This is a genomic window from Kitasatospora sp. NPDC001660 (assembly GCF_053596725.1).
This window is the reverse complement of the sequence record NZ_JBSFGU010000001.1, coordinates 400,768-416,465: the sequence shown is the minus strand read 5'-3', so window position 1 is coordinate 416,465 and position 15,698 is coordinate 400,768. Positions and strand designations below refer to the sequence as shown.

Annotated in this window: 13 protein-coding genes; 6 read left to right on the top strand and 7 right to left on the bottom strand. The window is 73.9% G+C overall.

The window, feature by feature from the left end; translation table 11 throughout:
• The first annotated feature begins 13 nt into the window (after nucleotides 1-13).
• Together ACWCXH_RS01690 and ACWCXH_RS01685 are read left to right on the top strand one after the other, a co-directional pair.
• On the top strand, nucleotides 14-1,285 hold the full coding sequence (locus ACWCXH_RS01690; protein ID WP_449799301.1) for a cytochrome P450 family protein: 1,272 nt from the start codon (nucleotides 14-16) through the stop codon (nucleotides 1,283-1,285).
• A gap of 117 nt (nucleotides 1,286-1,402) precedes the next feature.
• Nucleotides 1,403-2,344 carry an L-tyrosine/L-tryptophan isonitrile synthase family protein gene (locus tag ACWCXH_RS01685; protein WP_449799300.1) on the top strand — a complete coding sequence of 314 codons (942 nt, stop codon included), beginning with the start codon at nucleotides 1,403-1,405 and terminating at the stop codon, nucleotides 2,342-2,344.
• A gap of 110 nt (nucleotides 2,345-2,454) precedes the next feature.
• Here the strand turns inward: ACWCXH_RS01685 and ACWCXH_RS01680 are convergent, their stop codons facing one another.
• Genes ACWCXH_RS01680 through ACWCXH_RS01670 form a run of 3 tightly spaced genes read right to left on the bottom strand, consistent with a single transcriptional unit; the run spans nucleotide 2,455 to nucleotide 5,396 of the window.
• Nucleotides 2,455-3,231, bottom strand: a complete 777-nt coding sequence (locus ACWCXH_RS01680; RefSeq protein ID WP_449799299.1) for an ABC transporter ATP-binding protein — start codon at nucleotides 3,229-3,231, stop codon at nucleotides 2,455-2,457.
• Nucleotides 3,228-4,292, bottom strand: coding sequence for a FecCD family ABC transporter permease (locus ACWCXH_RS01675; RefSeq protein ID WP_449799298.1), 1,065 nt, complete (start codon nucleotides 4,290-4,292; stop codon nucleotides 3,228-3,230). The genes ACWCXH_RS01680 and ACWCXH_RS01675 overlap by 4 nt, the downstream gene beginning before the upstream one ends.
• Entirely contained in the window at nucleotides 4,293-5,396 is a 1,104-nt protein-coding gene (locus ACWCXH_RS01670; RefSeq protein WP_449799297.1) for an ABC transporter substrate-binding protein, read from the bottom strand. It abuts the gene before it with no gap.
• A 154-nt stretch (nucleotides 5,397-5,550) separates the two neighbouring features.
• Here ACWCXH_RS01670 and ACWCXH_RS01665 point away from each other — a divergent pair, with 154 nt between their 5' ends.
• The 3 genes from ACWCXH_RS01665 to ACWCXH_RS01655 all read left to right on the top strand — a co-directional run bounded on the left by ACWCXH_RS01665 (nucleotide 5,551) and on the right by ACWCXH_RS01655 (nucleotide 7,414).
• Nucleotides 5,551-6,327 carry a hypothetical protein gene (locus ACWCXH_RS01665; RefSeq protein WP_449799296.1) on the top strand — a complete coding sequence of 259 codons (777 nt, stop codon included), beginning with the start codon at nucleotides 5,551-5,553 and terminating at the stop codon, nucleotides 6,325-6,327.
• Between the two features lie 132 nt (nucleotides 6,328-6,459).
• Nucleotides 6,460-7,197: a YcnI family copper-binding membrane protein gene (locus ACWCXH_RS01660; protein WP_449799295.1), complete on the top strand. Its 738-nt coding sequence runs from the start codon at nucleotides 6,460-6,462 to the stop codon at nucleotides 7,195-7,197.
• Between the two features lie 13 nt (nucleotides 7,198-7,210).
• The gene (locus tag ACWCXH_RS01655) at nucleotides 7,211-7,414 is read left to right on the top strand and encodes a hypothetical protein (protein ID WP_449799294.1); all 204 of its coding nucleotides are present in this window, start codon (nucleotides 7,211-7,213) and stop codon (nucleotides 7,412-7,414) included.
• Between the two features lie 335 nt (nucleotides 7,415-7,749).
• Here ACWCXH_RS01655 and ACWCXH_RS01650 read toward each other — a convergent pair whose 3' ends face one another.
• From ACWCXH_RS01650 to ACWCXH_RS01635, 4 genes are all read right to left on the bottom strand, one after another.
• Complete coding sequence (locus tag ACWCXH_RS01650) at nucleotides 7,750-8,379, bottom strand: DUF4360 domain-containing protein (protein WP_449799364.1); 630 nt, start codon at nucleotides 8,377-8,379, stop codon at nucleotides 7,750-7,752.
• A 128-nt stretch (nucleotides 8,380-8,507) separates the two neighbouring features.
• Complete coding sequence (locus tag ACWCXH_RS01645) at nucleotides 8,508-9,485, bottom strand: EamA family transporter (protein ID WP_449799293.1); 978 nt, start codon at nucleotides 9,483-9,485, stop codon at nucleotides 8,508-8,510.
• A gap of 459 nt (nucleotides 9,486-9,944) precedes the next feature.
• Nucleotides 9,945-14,267 (bottom strand): tetratricopeptide repeat protein, encoded by a 4,323-nt coding sequence (locus tag ACWCXH_RS01640; protein WP_449799292.1) that lies wholly within the window; start codon nucleotides 14,265-14,267, stop codon nucleotides 9,945-9,947.
• Between the two features lie 3 nt (nucleotides 14,268-14,270).
• Nucleotides 14,271-14,597 (bottom strand): CU044_2847 family protein, encoded by a 327-nt coding sequence (locus ACWCXH_RS01635; RefSeq protein ID WP_449799291.1) that lies wholly within the window; start codon nucleotides 14,595-14,597, stop codon nucleotides 14,271-14,273.
• 126 nt (nucleotides 14,598-14,723) lie between these two features.
• On the opposite strand from ACWCXH_RS01635, the gene ACWCXH_RS01630 reads away from it, so the two are divergent.
• Entirely contained in the window at nucleotides 14,724-15,698 is a 975-nt protein-coding gene (locus ACWCXH_RS01630; RefSeq protein ID WP_449799290.1) for a hypothetical protein, read from the top strand.

Sequence of the window (15,698 nt, the reverse complement as noted above, 5' to 3'; positions counted from 1 at the left end):
CGGAGGAACCGGCATGACCACCCCTGACCACACCGAGGGCCGCTGCCCCGTCACCGGCGCCGCCGCCGGTGAGCCGATCCCGCTGTACGGCTCCGCCTACAAGACCGACCCGTACGACCTCTACCGCCGCATGCGCGACGCCGGCCCCGTCCACAAGGTCCGCTTCCCCTCCGGGATCGCCGCCTGGCTGGTCACCGGCTACGACGCCGCCCACCGGGCACTCAACGACCCCCGCCTCGGCAAGAACCACGAGCTCGGCAACGACAACTGGCGCGCGCTGGCCTCGATCATGCCCGAGCCCCAGCACTCCCAGCTCCAGGCGCACCTGCTGCACCAGGACCCGCCGGAGCACACCCGGATGCGCCGCCTCGTCCTGGAGGCCTTCGCCCCACGCCGGGTGGAGTCGCTGCGCCCGCGCTTCCAGGAGCTCGCCGACGCCCTCGTGGACGAGTTGCCCGCCGAGGGCGGCGCCGACCTGGTCCAGGGCTTCGCCGCGCACTACCCGTTCCGGGTCCTGGCGGAGGTCATCGGCCTCCCGGCCGAGCTGGCCGCCCGCTTCGACCGGGACTGGGGCAAGGTCGTCCAGCCGGTCGGCCCGCAGGACCCGGGCAGGCCCGCCTACGAGGCCCGCCTGTTCGGCCTGCAGACGTACATCGCCGAGGTCGTCGCCCACAAGCGCGAGCACTGGGAGGACGACCTCCTCTCCCGTCTGGTCGTCGCCAAGGACCGCAGGGAGCTGACCCAGGAGGAACTCGACTCGATGATCTTCCAGCTCCTCGTCGCCGGCCAGGAGCCCGTCACCAACCAGATCACCACCATGCTGATCACCCTGCTCCGCCACACCGACCAGCTGGAGCGGCTGCGCGACGACCCCGCCCTGATGCCCCGGGCGATCGAGGAACTCCTTCGCTACGACAGCGCGTTCGAGCTCACCACCTGGCGGTTCTTCGCCGAGGACAGCGACCTGCACGGCACCCGCATCCCGGCCGGCGACTCCGTCATCGTCTCGCTGTGCGCGGCCAACCGGGACGGGAAGCAGTTCCCGGACGCCGACACGCTCGACCTGGAGCGCAGCCCGAACTCCCACCTGGCCTTCGGGCACGGCATCCACTTCTGCCCCGGGGCCGCCCTCGCCCGCGCCGAGCTCCAGATCGCCCTCGCCACCCTGCTGGCCCGTCTGCCCGGCCTGCGGCCCGCCGGCTCCCTCGACGACCTCACCTGGATCCCGGCCGTGCTCGCCCGCGGCGTCAACCGGCTCCCGGTCGCCTACGACAAGCGCACCTGACCGACCCGGCCACCGCCGGTCGACCCACCCGCCCGACCAGGGCGGCCCGGCACCCGCCTCCCGTCGGGACGAGCGGCGCCGGGCCGCCATCCCGCCATGCCCTCACGGAGGAGACGCATGCCCACCGAATCCGTCACGGACAGTTCCAGACCCGTCCGACAGATCTGCGCCGCCGTCCTGGAACTGCTGCTGCCCCACCGCCGTGCCACCGACACCGCGACCCCGGCCGCCGTCGAAGACTTCCCCGAACAGCTCCGGCAGCTGGCCGAGTTCGTCGAGGCGGGAGACCGGATCGTCTTCACCCTGCCGGGCTTCCCCTGCAAGTCGCCCAGCCCCGCCAAGGTTCTCGGACACCTCCCCGACGAGGGCGAACGCCTCTCCCTCACCTTCCTCGACGACCTCTGCCGGGCGGTCGGCGAGGTGTACGAGCCGGGCGCCCGGATGGAAATATGCTCCGACGGGCACGTCTTCGGCGACCTGATCCGGGTGCCGGACCCGCACATCGACGCCTACTCCGACGAACTCGCCGCCCTGATCCGACGCGAGGGCCTGACCCGCCTCTCCGTCTTCGACCTGCGCGACGTGCTCGGCGACCTGCCGTACGACGAGAAGCGCGCCCGGGTGCACGCCGCGTACGCGCCCACCGTCGAGGAACTGCGCGCCGAGGTGAGACGCGACGAGCACACCCTCGCGCTCTACCGGGGCATCACCCGCTTCCTCACCGAGGACACCGTGGACTTCAGCGGCACCAGGTCCGCCCTGCAGCGCGAGTGCCGCCGGCGCGCCTACGGGGTCATCCAGCGCAGCCGCGCGTGGGGCGACCTCATCGCCGAGCACCACCCCCGCACCGTCCGCCTGTCCATCCACCCCCAGCCGCGCGGCGCCGCCAAGTTCGGCATCCGGCTGCTCGACGCCCCCGACGCCTGGACCACCCCCTGGCACTCCACCGTCCTGCACCGCGCCGACGGCAGCTGGCAGTTGATGCGCCGGGCCGACGCCGAGCCGCGGGGCACCCTGGTGCTGCGGGACGGCCGGCCGAGCCACTTCGAGGAGTCCTGAGCCCTGCCGGCCGACACACCACCGCCCCCTCGCTCCCATCGGGAACCAGGGGGCGGTCCGGTGGTCCTACACCGAGGCAGCCGGCTCCCCGGCGGCGGCCCCGCCGGCGGTCATGGGGCGGCCTGCCGGTGGTCGAAAGCGATCAGCGGATCACCGGTCAGCGGATGCTCGACCACCGCGGCCCGCACGCCGAACACCTTCGCCAGCAGCTCGGGCGTCAGCACCTCCCGAGGCGTGCCGGAGGCCACCAGAACGCCCTCGTGCAGGACGTGCAGCCGGTCGCAGAGCGAGGCCGCGGCGTTGAGGTCGTGCAGCGAGATCAGCGTGGTGCGGCGCTGCTCACGCAGCAGGGCGAGCAGCTCCACCTGGTGCCGGACGTCGAGGTGGTTGGTCGGCTCGTCCAGCACCAGCACGTCCGGCTGCTGAGCGAACGCCCGCGCCAGCAGCACCCGCTGCCGTTCCCCGCCGGACAGCTGCGCGAACCGGCGGTCCGCGTGGCCCCCGAGGCCGACCCGCTCCAGCGCCTCGGCGACGGCCACCCGGTCCCGCTCGTCGTCCCCGGCGAAGGCCCGCTTGTAGGGGGTGCGGCCCATCGCCACGACCTCGCGCACGGTGAACTCGAAGTCCGCGCCGCGCTCCTGGGGCAGGGCCGCGATGTGCCGGGCGGCCTCGGCCGGGGCCAGCGAGCGCACGTCCCGCGAAGCCAGCAGGACCCGCCCCGCGTCCGGACGCAGGTGCCGGTAGACGGTGCGCAGCAGGGTGGACTTGCCGCTGCCGTTCGGCCCGACCAGGCCGGCGATCTCGCCCTCGGCCGCGATCAGGCCGACGTTGGAGAGCACGTCACGCCCGCCGAGGGCGACGGACAGCTCCTCGATGGCGATCCTCATCCGCGCTCCAGCCGTCGGTCGAGCAGGTACAGCAGGACGGGTGCGCCGATGACGGCGGTGACGACGCCGATCGGCAGCTCCTGCGTGTCCAGGGCGGTGCGGGCGACGGTGTCCACCACGACCAGCAGGACGGCGCCGGTCAGGGCGGACAGCGGCAGCAGCCGGCGGTGGTCGCCGCCCACGACGAGCCGGCACACGTGCGGCACCAGCAGGCCGACGAAGCCGATCGCGCCGGAGACCGCGACCAGGACCCCGGTCAGCAGGCTGGTGACGGCGAACAGCTCGCGGCGCAGCCGGGCGGTGTCGACGCCGAGGCCGGCGGCGGTCTCGTCGCCCATCAGCAGGGCGTTGAGGTGCCGGGCCCGTGCCTGGAGGACCAGCCAGCCCAGGGCGACGGCGGCGGCGGGTACGGCGAGCTGGTCCCAGGTCGCGGCGCCGAGGCTGCCCATCAGCCAGAACAGCACGCCCCGCGTCTGCTGCTCGTCGCCGGCCTGGAGGACGAGGAAGCTGGTGAAGCCGGAGAGGAACTGCCCGATGGCCACCCCGGCCAGCACCAGGCGCATCGGGGCGAAGCCGCCGCCGCGCCGGGCGATCGCCCACACGAGGGCGAAGGCGGCCAGCGCGCCCGCGAACGCGGCGGCCGAGACGCCGAACCCGAAGGCGAAGCCGGTGCCCGCGCCGAGGACGATGACGGCGACGGCCCCCAGCGACGCGCCGGAGGAGATGCCCAGCAGGTACGGATCGGCCAGCGGATTGCGCACCAGCGCCTGCACGGCGGTGCCGACCAGGCCCAGCCCGGCGCCGACGAGGGCTGCGAGCAGGGCACGCGGTACGCGCAGCTGCCACACGATCAGGTCCCGGGCGCCGGCCTCGGGCGCCGTCCCGGTGATCCGGTGCTCCACCACGGTCCAGACCTCCCGGACCGGGATGTCCACGGGACCGAACGAGACCGCCAGCGTGAGGGCGACGACCAGTGCGGTGACGAGAGCGGACGCGACGGGGCCGGCCCGCGCGGTGCGCGCGGGCCGACGGACGGGCGCTGCAGCGGGTGCGGCCGTCATCTACTGCGCGTCCTTGACGAGGTCCGGGAAGAGGCTGTGCGCGATCTGCCGGACGGTGTCGGCGTCGCGGGTGCCGGCGATGGTGGTCACCTCCGAGCCGACCCGGACGAAGTGCCCCTCCTGGACGGCCTTGAGGCCCTTGGTGGCGGGGAACTCGCGCAGGAACTTCTCCGCGTCGTCGAAAGCCTTCCTGTTCTCGGCCTCGCTGCCGCGGTTGCGGACGCCGAGTTGGATCCAGTCCGGGTTCTTGGCGACGACGTCCTCCCAGGAGACGGGCTTGAAGTCGCCGTCGCAGTCGCCGAACACGTTGCGGGCCCCGGCGAGGGTGATCACGGCGTTGCCGACCTGCCGGTTGCAGAGCGCCATCGGCTGCTTGGTGCCGGCGTCGAAGTCGAAGAAGAAGTAGCCGGGGCGCTGGTCCGCCGCCACGCCGGCGAGCGCGTTCCTCACCGATCCGACCTTCTTCTCCATGTCCGCGACCAGCGCGTCGGCCTCGGCCGAGGTGCCGGTGACCTGGCCCAGGCTCCGGATGTCGCCCTCGACGCCGGAGAGGTCCTGCTGCGGGGCCCTGGCCATCGCCGCGCAGGCGGTGGAGTGCAGGAACACCCGCTTGATCCCGGCGGCCTGGTACTCCTGGTCGGTCGGCGTGGTGCCCATCCCGCCGCCCATGCCGCCCATGCCGCCCATGGCGGCGAAGGTCTCCACGTACAGGTCGGCGCCGGAGCCGAGCAGCTTCTCCTTGGGGATCGCCATGTCCCCGAGCACCGGCACCTTGGCGCTGGCATCGGCGATGTCGGTCGGCAGCGTGCCCTTGCCGGGCGGGAAGCCCGTGCCGATCACCCGGTCGCCCGCGCCGAGCCGCAGCAGCATCTCCAGGCTGGACGCGTTGCTGGTGACGATCTTCTTCGGTGCCGAGTCGAACACCGTCTCCTTCCCGGCACAGTCCGTGACCTTGACCGGGAACGCCGCTGCGCCCGACGGGGCAGCGGCAGCGGGTGCGGACGTGGCCGCCGCTCCCGCGTCGCCGGTCTTGGCACCTCCGCCACTGCCGCATCCCGTCACGAGGACGGCGGCGGCCATGCCGCACAACACACGAGAACGCATGGAACTCTCCTGGGAAGATCCGGGGGCAGGGGCCGACGGTTGCGGCCCGGCACTGGTAGTCGGACGCGACACCGGAAAAGTTCCGCGCATGTCCGGGGTTCTTCCTCGGGTCCCCACGCGGCGGTGCGGCGGGTGGTGTCATGATGTCCCGGCCATGTCTGACTCCGGAACCGCCGCCGAGCCTCTGCCCGTGCGCGCCGCCGCACTCGACCTTCGCGTTCTGCGGGCTCTGCCCTTCGCGACGGTCTGCGTCGTGCTGGCCGCCGCCGGGCACGCCCTGGCTTCCGGCGGCGCGGTTCCACTGAGCGCGCTGCTGTCCGGGTGGCTCCTCACCGGGGCGGTCGCGGTGTTCGGCGCGCGCCGGGAACGCTCGGCGCGGGCGATCGTCGGCGGGCTGGCGGCCGGCCAGGGCGGCCTGCACGTCCTGTTCCACGCCGCCCAGTGCCCACGGCGTTCGCCGATGAGGGCCGGTATGGACGGCATGGCCGACATGCCGGGGATGGGCGGGCGCTCCGGCGCCCCGATGACTCACATGGTGATGGGCGGCGGAGCGGCTCCCCACACCGCCGTCGCGGCGACGCATGTCGCCTTCTGGGCCCACGCGACGCTCCTGGGGCTGAGTCCCGCCATGCTCGCGGCGCACCTGGCCGCGACCGTCGCCGCCGGGTGGTGGCTGCGGCGCGGCGAGGCGGCCCTCTGGACGCTGGTCCGGCTCGCGGCCGACACCGCCTCGGCCACCGTGCGGGCCTGCGCGGCTCAACTCCGTCGCGTTCTGGACCTGTTCGTGGCCCTGCGTGACGGGCTCGGCGGTCGTGCGGGGGCAGGCGGAGTGCGCCCGGTGCCGGCGGACGGCTGGTGGGGCCTGCCGCCGTCGGCACTCCTTCGGCACGTGGTGATCAGGCGCGGTCCGCCGCTGACGGGGGTCGTCTGACCGGAGCGGAACGTCTCCGGTCGCGGCCGTCCGCCGACTACCTCGATCGCATACGCATGCTCAGCCTTCCCACGGTGCCCGATCACCGGTGGGCCGGCCGACGCGTGCCTCCGACCTGGAGACCACTCAGCCATGAGCCTGTCCTTCAACAACCGCCTTGCCGTCGCCTCCGCCCTGGCCGCCGCGACCGTGCTGGCCACCGCCGCCACCGCGTCCGCGCACGTCACCGTGCAGCCGTCCAGCGTGCCGAAGAACGCGACCGACCAGACCTTCGCGTTCCGCGTGCCCAACGAGGACGACAAGAACAGCACGGTCAAGGTGGAGATCGACTTCCCGACCGACCACCCGGTCCCGTCCGCCCTGGTCGCGCCGGTGCCGGGCTGGACCGACCAGATCCAGACCACCAAGCTGGCCACCCCGATCCACACCGACGACGGCGACATCACGGACGTCGTCTCGCAGATCGTCTGGACCGGCGGCCAGATCGCCCCCGGCCACTACCAGGACTTCACCGTCGACCTCGGCGCGCTGCCCGACGGCACCGACAAGGTCGTCTTCAAGGCCCTCCAGACCTACAGCGACGGCAACATCGTCCGCTGGATCGAGGAGCCGCAGGACGGCCAGAAGGAGCCGGAGCACCCGGCCCCGGTCCTCAAGCTGACCGCCGCCACCGGCGGCGACTCCACGCCGGCCCCGAGCGCTGCCGCGACCGCCCCGGCGGCGCCCACGGCGGCGAAGGCGAGCAGCGGCGACTCCACCGCGCGCACGCTCGGCATCGCGGGCATCGTCGTTGGCGTCCTCGGCGCCGTGACGGGTATCGTGCTCGGCCGCCGTGGCCGCAAGGCGGACGGCTCCACCGCCTCGGCGTGAACGTCCGGGGCCGGTGCGGGACTCCTCCCGCACCGGCCCCCACCGAGCCTCCCGCCGGGCTGCGGGGTGGGGCCGCGCCACCGCCCCGGGCCATGTCGAGGAGGTCCGCCGCCTCGTCTTCGACCCGCTCACCCAGGCCCAACAGCGCACCCTGCGCGCCATCGGCCACCGCGTCAACCAGGCCATCGACCCCGCCGACACCCGTCGCCCGGACTGACGATGCGCCTCACCCCAAGGAACTCGCCCCCTGGCGCGACCGCGGGCCCGGCATGCCCCACGCGCGCGGACCTGGTGGCGTCGGCGCCAGGTGGACCAGCGCGCGAGGTCGTGGACGGGCCGAACGAGCAGGGCGGTGAACAGGCACTGGATCTCGTTGCAGGTGAGCGGGATCAGCCCATTCGGGCTGGTCCCGTCATCGGCCGGGGCATGGTCGCGGCATTCGAGGGCGGCAGCGACCGCGAGCACGGCCAGGGTGACCCAGCGGTGCCAGGAGTCCCGCGGGCGACCTGGTGCTCGTCCAGTCCGGCCAGGGTCCTCGAGCACCGAACGAGATCAGCGACACTGCTTCCAGGCCAGGTGGTACACGGTTTTGATCCTGCCGTCCGTCGAATCCATCTCCATGAAGCTGGTGGCGCTCGGGCTCGAGGTGCCGCGCTCGACCCGCAGTTCAGTGTTGATGTTGAGGTTGCGCTCCTCCCCGCAGGGGGCGAAGGCCAGGGCGGCGACGTTCACGGTGTCGGTCGTCTGCCAGTTGCCGGTGAACCCGCCCTTGAAGCGGTGGGTCGAGTTGGTCGTGTGGGCGTTGCCCTGGAAGTGGTAGCTGGCCCGCTGGGTCCCGGACGCACCCGGCGCCAGTGACGCGAAGCCGCTGTAGCTGGCGGACGCGATCGCGTAGGTGTAGCCACCGGGGACGTGCATGAGCAGGTTGAGCTGACAGTTCTTCCGGTCGTCGGTCGGCGCCGACCCGGGCCCCACCTGGGCGAGGTAGTTGCTGTAGGTAACGGTGAAGGCGGTGTTGTCGGGGGACACGGCCACGGCGGCCGTCCCCGCCGGGCAACCGGAACCGTTGACCGCCACGCTGTCGATGACGATCCGGTCCGGCGGCGGGGGCGGGCTGCCGCCGAAGGCCGACGAGCCGAACAGTGATGTGGCGACACCAGTCGCGGCCAGCACACGGAGCACCATGGGTTTCCCTTCAATTCGTCCACGGATCGAGGGCGGGCGTCGCTTTCCGGCCCGACCCCCGGATTTCACGTGGGCATCGCACCACACGCTGCGTGTCCGTGTACAGAAGGTGACGCTCCGGTCACTCAAACGGCCTTTTTCAGGCCTCGGCGTTCGGTACTGACGACCACACAGACGCCGGCGACGACAATCGCACCGCCCGATAGCACCGGCCAGGTCAGCGGCTCGCCGAGAACAACCCAGCCGAGGACGACGGCGACCACCGGGTTCACGTACGCATACGTGGCCACCAGGGACAGCGGCGCCGAGTGCAGCAGCCACACGTAGGCGGTGAACGCCACCAGCGAGCCGAAGACGATCAGATACACCAGTGCCAGCCACGACCGGGTGGAGACAGCGCCCAGATCCAGGCCATCCTGCTCGCCGCGGACCACCCCCAGCGCCAGGCAGCCCAGACCGCCGGCGATCATCTCGTAGGCACTGGCAGAGAACGAGTTCGCGGGCAGAGGGAGCTTCGAGGCCGCGAACGAACCACCCGACCACATCAGCGTCCCGGTGACGACCGTCAGCACCCCGCCCAGCCGCACCCCGCCGCCGCTTCCGGGGATGGTCAGCACGATCAGGCCGGCGAGTCCGAGCAGCACACCGAGAACGGTCGCGGCACGCGGCCGGTCGCCGTCGGCCCTGCGCAGCAGCACCAGCCACACCGGGATCAAGGCCGTCAGCAGCGCCGCCGGCCCGGAAGGGAGGGAGGTCTCGGCGAGGACCACCAGCGCGTTACCGCCGAACAGCAGCAACAGACCCACCGTGGCAGCCGAGGCGAACTGCCGACGGGTGACCCGCAGCGCGGCCGTCCCCTGCCGCCAGGCCACCAGCGCGGCCAGCAGCACCCCCGCGACCACGAAACGTGTGCCGGCGAAGAGAAACGGCGGCATTGTCGCCACCCCGATCCGGATCGCCAGATAGGTCGAACCCCACACCACGTACACGATGAGGAGCGCGCCCCACACCGCGCCGCTGCGCCTGTGTCGGACCGGCACGAGCCGTGGGAGCCCGCCGGTGCGGGTGGTATCTGACGGTGTGTTCGTCACGCGGGTCGCCATTGGGGCATCTCCTCTTCGCGGCGCTGGAATGACACGGCGCACCACCTCGGAGTGGCATCGGCCCGGAAACACGGAATTGGTCCCGTGGCACATGTGACTGCCTGACGGTTTCGATCGTCAGAGGTGGGAAGTGGCTGAAGCCTACGCATGCGGTTCGCGAACTGGGAAGAAATCTGCCCGAATTCGGGCAGTCGACCGAGACTCGGCCCCCGAACCGCCGAAGGCCACGCACCACGTCACTCCCGCAACAGCATCGGGGCTGCATCGCGGCGCCCGACGGGTAAGCAGAATCAGTGGGCGGTATCAGCGAGCCTTTCCCAAAGTCGTTGACAGTTGACCGACCGAGCAGTTCGCCTGCGGATCGACCGAGGGTTCTCGGTTGCTGCCATGGGAGTGTCGCCGCCCCTGCTCGTTCCAGCGAATCCGCTCGCCTGCACACGTGTGGCAGTGGTGCCAGGGTCAGCGGTCGGCGGAGCCGGCGCGGGTGCGCCAGTAGGCGGCCTCGGTGGGATCGCCCTCGGCGTCGGCGAGTTCGGCCAGGAGGAGGAGCACGGCGGGTGGGAGGCCGCCCGGCTCGGGAGGAGGAGCGACGGCGACGGGTTCGAGGGCGGTAGGGGGCTCCTCGGGGGTCATGGCGAGCACCTCGCGGGCGCGGGTCTCGTCGCCCAGGCGTTGGAGAAGCATCGCGTAGTCGACGCGGGCGCGGCCCGCGACGTCGCGGTCGTCGCAGCGGATGGCGGCCTCGAACCAGGTCGCGGCGTCCTGTTCGCGGTCCGGCACGCTGTCGACGACCTGGGCGAGCAGGAGGAGCGCCTCCGGGCGGTGCGGGCTGTCCTGCGCCTCGGCGACCGGGCGCAGCACCTCTTCCGCCCGGGCGAGGTCGCGCAGCCGGAACAGGGTGCTGCCGAGGTAGCGGCGGACGAGGTGGTGCAGTTCGGGCTCGGTGGTCTCCAGGGCCTCGGTCAGGACGTCGCGGGCGCGGCGGAAGTCGCCCCGGGCGCGCAGGGCGATGCCGAGGATGGTCGTGGCGCGCGGGGTGTCGGGGCTCGCCGGCAGATCCCGGGCGGTCTCCATCAGGCGGACGGCGGCGTCGAGTTCGCCGACCTCCAGCAGGTCCTCACCGGCCGAGACGTAGGCCGGGACGGGGTTGTCGTCGGTGGCCAGGAGGTCGGCGACGGCCGTGGTGTCGTCGCGGTCCAGCAGGAGTGCGGCGAGCCGGGCGCGGGCCACCCCGGTGACGTCGGATGGCTCGTCGTCGACCACCGCGCGCAGCAGCTCCTCGGCGCGGGCGGTGTCGTCGCCGGCGAGGAGGTGGGCGGCGAGGTGGAAGCGGGCGAGTTGCAGGGGCGGGCCGGTGGCGGTGTCGACGGCGGTGCGCAGGTGGGTGACGCCCTCGGCGTCGCGCCCCGGGGTGAGCACCAGGAGCACGCCCAGCAGGGCGACTCCGGTGCCCGCCGCGACCGGGTGGCCGCAGGCCATCAGCTCGCGCAGGAGTGTCTCGGCCTCCTCGGGCCGGCCGAGGTCCACCAGCAGGGTGGCGAGGTCGATCCGGGCGACGAGGGACCACTCGGGATGGCCGGTGGCGATGGCCCGGCGGTAGGCGTCGACGGCCTCCTCGGGGCGGCCCACCTCGACCAGCAGGTCGCCCTGCAGGTCCGCGGCGCGCGGGCCGAGGTCGGGGTGGGAGGAGCGGGACGTCTCGGCGAGGAGGGCGAGGGCCTCCGGGACATCGTCGAAGTCGCCCTCGGGGCCGGCGTTGTGGTGTGCCCCGGCGAGCAGGAAGGCCAGGTCGATGCGGGCGTGCCAGGACCAGACGTGGTGGCCGGTGGCGATGGCCTGCCGGTAGGCGGCGACGGCCTCGGCCGCGCGGCCCTCCAGGGCGTGGACGTCGCCGAGCAGGCCGGCGGCCCGGGGCGCCTCGTCGCGGTGGCCGGAGGCGGCCACGTCGGTGAGCAGGGCGCAGGTGGCCGCGTCGTCCCCGTCCCGGGTGTAGAGCACGCAGGCGAGGCCGGTCCGGGCCATCGGGCTCCAGTCACGGTGGCCGGTGGCGATGGCCCGGCGGAGCCACCGCTCCGCCTCGACGTGATCCTCCGCCCCCAGGTACCAGTGGCCGAGGACGGCCATGGCCTCCGGGGCCCGGTCGGGGTGGCCGGTGTCGACGACCTGGCGCAGGTGCGCGATGCCCTCGTCCGTCTGGCCCAGGTGGACACGGGCGACGCCGAGGCAGAGCCGCGCCCCGACCTCCACCCACGGGCCGCCGTTCGCGAGGGCGAGTTCGAGCAGCTCCGCCGCCTCCCCGTAGCGGGCCCGCACGATCAGCAGCTCGCCCAGCGCGCCCTGGGCGATCGGGCGGGCCTCGGGGTTGCCGTCCGCGAGCACCGAGCGCAACAGCTCCTCGGCGCGGTCGAGTTCGCCCCGTCCGACCAGCAGCCCGCCCAGGCCGGCGCGGGCCATGCCGGAGATCGACGAGCCGACGGACGTGCCGACCGCCCGCGACAGGCTCCACGGCTGGTCGGCCGGCGGCTCGGCGCGGGCCGCTGCGGAGCGCAGCGCCGGGACGCGCTTGCCGTGTTCCGGCCCGGCGATCCCCGGCGCCTCGGCGAGCACGGCCGTGCTGCCCTGGCCGCTGAGCACCTGGCCGAGTCGGGCGGTGGCCTGCGGCGGCATCTCCTCGACGCCGTGCGCGAGTACCGCGGTCAGCAGCCGCTCGGCCTGGTCGATCTCGCCCAGCTGCCAGAGCACGCCGGCGAGTGCGATCTGGGCGAGCAGCGAGATGTCCGGGTCCTGCGCGGACGCCGCGCGCTCCAGCAGGACGCGGGCGGCCTGGTGTTCGCCGCGGCCGGAGAGCAGGCTCCCGAGTTCGCTCTGGGCCAGTTCGGCGACGTCCTGCAGCCCGGAGTCGGCGGCCCGCTGCAGCAGCCGCTCGGCCTCGGCGAACTCGCGGCGGTAGATCAGGATCGTGCTGAGGAACAGGGCGGCGCCCGCGGTGAGGTCGTCGTCCTCGTCCTCGGCGACGACCCGGCGCAGCTGCTCCTCGGCGACGTCGGCGCGCTCGCGGATGACGGCGACCATGGCGAGGGTGAGCAGGTCGGCGCCGCCGAGCAGCCGGGCGGCGAGCTGCCAGGTGGCGTCGTCGACCGGGGTGGCGTCGGCGGCGGCGTCGAGGTACTCGGCGATGTACGGGAAGACCTCGTAGCCGGGCTGTCCGGCGTCGTCGCGGGCGCGGACGAGCAGGGCGATGCCCGCCTGCGCGCGGTCGCGGGCCCAGGCGAGCGCGGTGCGGAAGGGTTCGTCGCCGGGGTCCAGGTCGAGTTCGGGGGAGCGCAGCCGGTACTCGTCGAAGAGCTCGCGCAGGGTCGGCTCGTCGAGCAGGACGGGGGCTCCGATGCGCGCCCAGTCGGCGGCTGCGCGGACCAGCAGCCGGCCTTCGGGGCAGCTCTCCTGGCCGGCGTCGTAGCGCGTCTCCAGAGCGGGCGCGGCGACGAGCATCTCGCCGAGACCGCGCAGCGAGAAGTCCTCCTGCGGGTAGAGCTCGGAGGCGCTCTGCCGCTCCTCGTCGGTGAGGGTGCGGGGCAGGTGCACGACGGCGGCCCGGCGCAGCACCTCGCGGGTGGCGCGGCCGACCTCGTTCTCCAGACCGGCGAGCTCCTCGCGGTGGCGGTGGGTGAGGGTGCCGACGACCAGGCAGGGCGGGTCGTGGTGGAGCAGGAGGTCGAGGGCGTGGGCGTCGAGCGCGCCGGAGAGCAGGTAGTGGTGCAGGTCGTCGAGCCAGACCACGACCTGGCCGGGGGACTGCGGCAGGCCGGCGCGGGCGAGCTCCTCCAGGTCGCGCCGGCCGCGCCGGGGGGCGACGAGCCGGGCGGCGCCGCGGGCACGGCTCAGGCGTTCGTGCAGGGTGCGGGACTTGCCCGCCTTGGAGCGACCGAGCACGACCACGAAGCCACCGGCCGCGAGGGCCGTGTCCAACTCGCGGTCGGTGGTGGGACGTTCGACGTAGGGCTCGTAGCCGCCCGCGGTGTAGGTGGACTCGCTCACGCCGAGGTCGTGCGGGTCGACCTGGTCGAGCCGGGGCAGCTCGCCGGACGGGGCGAGCGGGACGGCGAGCAGCCGGGCGAGGCGCTCGCGGCGCTCCTGCTCGGTGATGTCGTGGACGAGCGGGCCGAGCGGCGGCCAGAGCCGGACGATCGGGTCGAGCGAGAGCGCGAAGCCCACCCGGCGGTCGGCGCGGCCCGGCTTCTGCCGCCGCCCGAGGACGCCGATCACGGCGTGCAGGGTGTTGTTCCACACCGGCGCGCCGGAGAAGCCGGGCTCGGTGGCCCAGCCGGTCTGCGCGGTCGACTCCAGCTGGAGCCAGTCGCCCTCGGCGTAGCCGACGATCTCGCCGCGGATCGGCACGCCGCCGACCTTGTGCTCGGCGGGGAAGCCGTGGGCGCGGAAGGTGTGGCCGAACACGTCGGCGTCGGTGCGGCGCAGCGGCGCGGGATCGGCCCCGGGCGGCGCGGGGGCGTCGAGCCGCAGGATCGCGACGTCGCCGGTCCAGTCCTTGGGCGGGTGCCAACCGTCGGGGAGCACGCGGGCGGGGATCGGCTCGTGCGGGGGCAGGAACGGGAAGCGGACGAGCACCGGGCCGTCCGGGGGCTCGGCGGGGGTGCCCGGGTCGACGACGTGGGCGCAGGTGAGCACGAGGCGGTCGGAGATCAGCGTGCCGCCGCCCTCGGGGAGGCTGCGCCCGTGCGGCTGGATGCTGACGACCCAGGGCGCACGGGCCGGGTTGGACGCCACGGCTCAGCTCGTGGGCGCCGAACCGGACGTCCAGCTGAGCGTGACGTCGAAGTGGCCCTCGGTGGCGGTCTTGGCGATCACGACGCCGGCCTCCGCGTTGAGCTTGATGCCGAAGGAGACCTCGATCTCCTCGGGCCTGAGGTGCTTCAGGACCGCGAGGACGGATTCGAGGGTGGGGCGGCAGGCGGCGAGCGCGGCGTCGAGGCGGTGCGCGGCCTCGGCGATCCCCTCGTCGCCGCGGGAGACGAGCTGGATCCCGGGGGAGTCGTCGTCGACCTCGACCACGAGGGAGGAGTCGTCCGGTCCTTGGAAGCGCAGCAACTCCGGCATGGTGACCCCCAGTTGGTGACGTCGTGCGGTGGTGCGACGGTCGCAGGATAGCGGGGGGCGGGGGTGCTCAGGGGGCGTTTCGCCGATACCATCGGGGGCCGGGCACGGGCGCGGCTGGGGGGTGGCATGGAGCGGGCCAGGCGGGAGATCGCGGCGGCGCTGGAAGCCGTCGGCGACGGCGAGGTCGTCGCCTCGCTGCGGGTGCTGGGAGCCGCGCTGCAGTGGGTGTGCGCCGAGCTGCGCGGGATCGACGGCGGGCCCGGCGGGGCGTCCGCGCTGGAGGCGCTGTACGAGCTCGACGACGCGCTGACGGCCGGCGAGGGCCTGCGGGACGCGGTCGACGTGCTGTTCGACGCGGTGCTCGCCGGGGCCGCCGTGCGGCGGGACGTGGGGGAGCTGGCGGACCGGCTGCGGGCGGCCAAGCGGGCCGTGCAGGCCGAGCGGGAGGCGCTCGACGAACTGGAGCAGCGCGAGCAGGAGTTGCGGCGCCGGCTCGCCGAGCACACCGAACTGCGCCGCCAGGTCGACGAGTTGCGGCGGCTGGAGCGCATCGTCTCGGCGCTCGACGCAATCGCCCGGCAGCAGGAGGCCATCACCGCCAGGCTGCTGGCCCTGCGCGGCAAGGACACCGGCGTCGAGGACGTCCTGCGCACGAGCGCCGACCGGCTCGTGCGGCTGTCCGAGGAGCAGCTCGCGGCGCTCTCGCCGCAGACCCGGGACCGGCTCGCCCGCGCCGAGGACGTGGACGGGCAACTGGCCGTCGAGCAGCGGCGGTTCGAGGAGAGCGGCGCGAGGCTGGCCGAGGTGCGGGACCGGCTGGACGCGGTGCGCACCCGGCGGGTCGAGCAGCTCGCCTCGCTGCGCCTGCACGCCCACGCGGACGTGGAGCTGGCCCGGGCGCTCGCGCCGGACGGCGTCGAAGCGGACGGCGGCGCCGGGTCGGACGGCGAAGCCCGCTCGGCGCTGGTGGAGGCCGAGGCGCTGGCGGCCTCGCTGGAGACCAGGCTCACGCGGGTGGACGAGATCCTCGCCGGGCTGCTGGAGCGCCGCGAGCAGGCGGACGACGGCGCGCACGCCGCCCTGTCCTGGGCGGACCGGTGA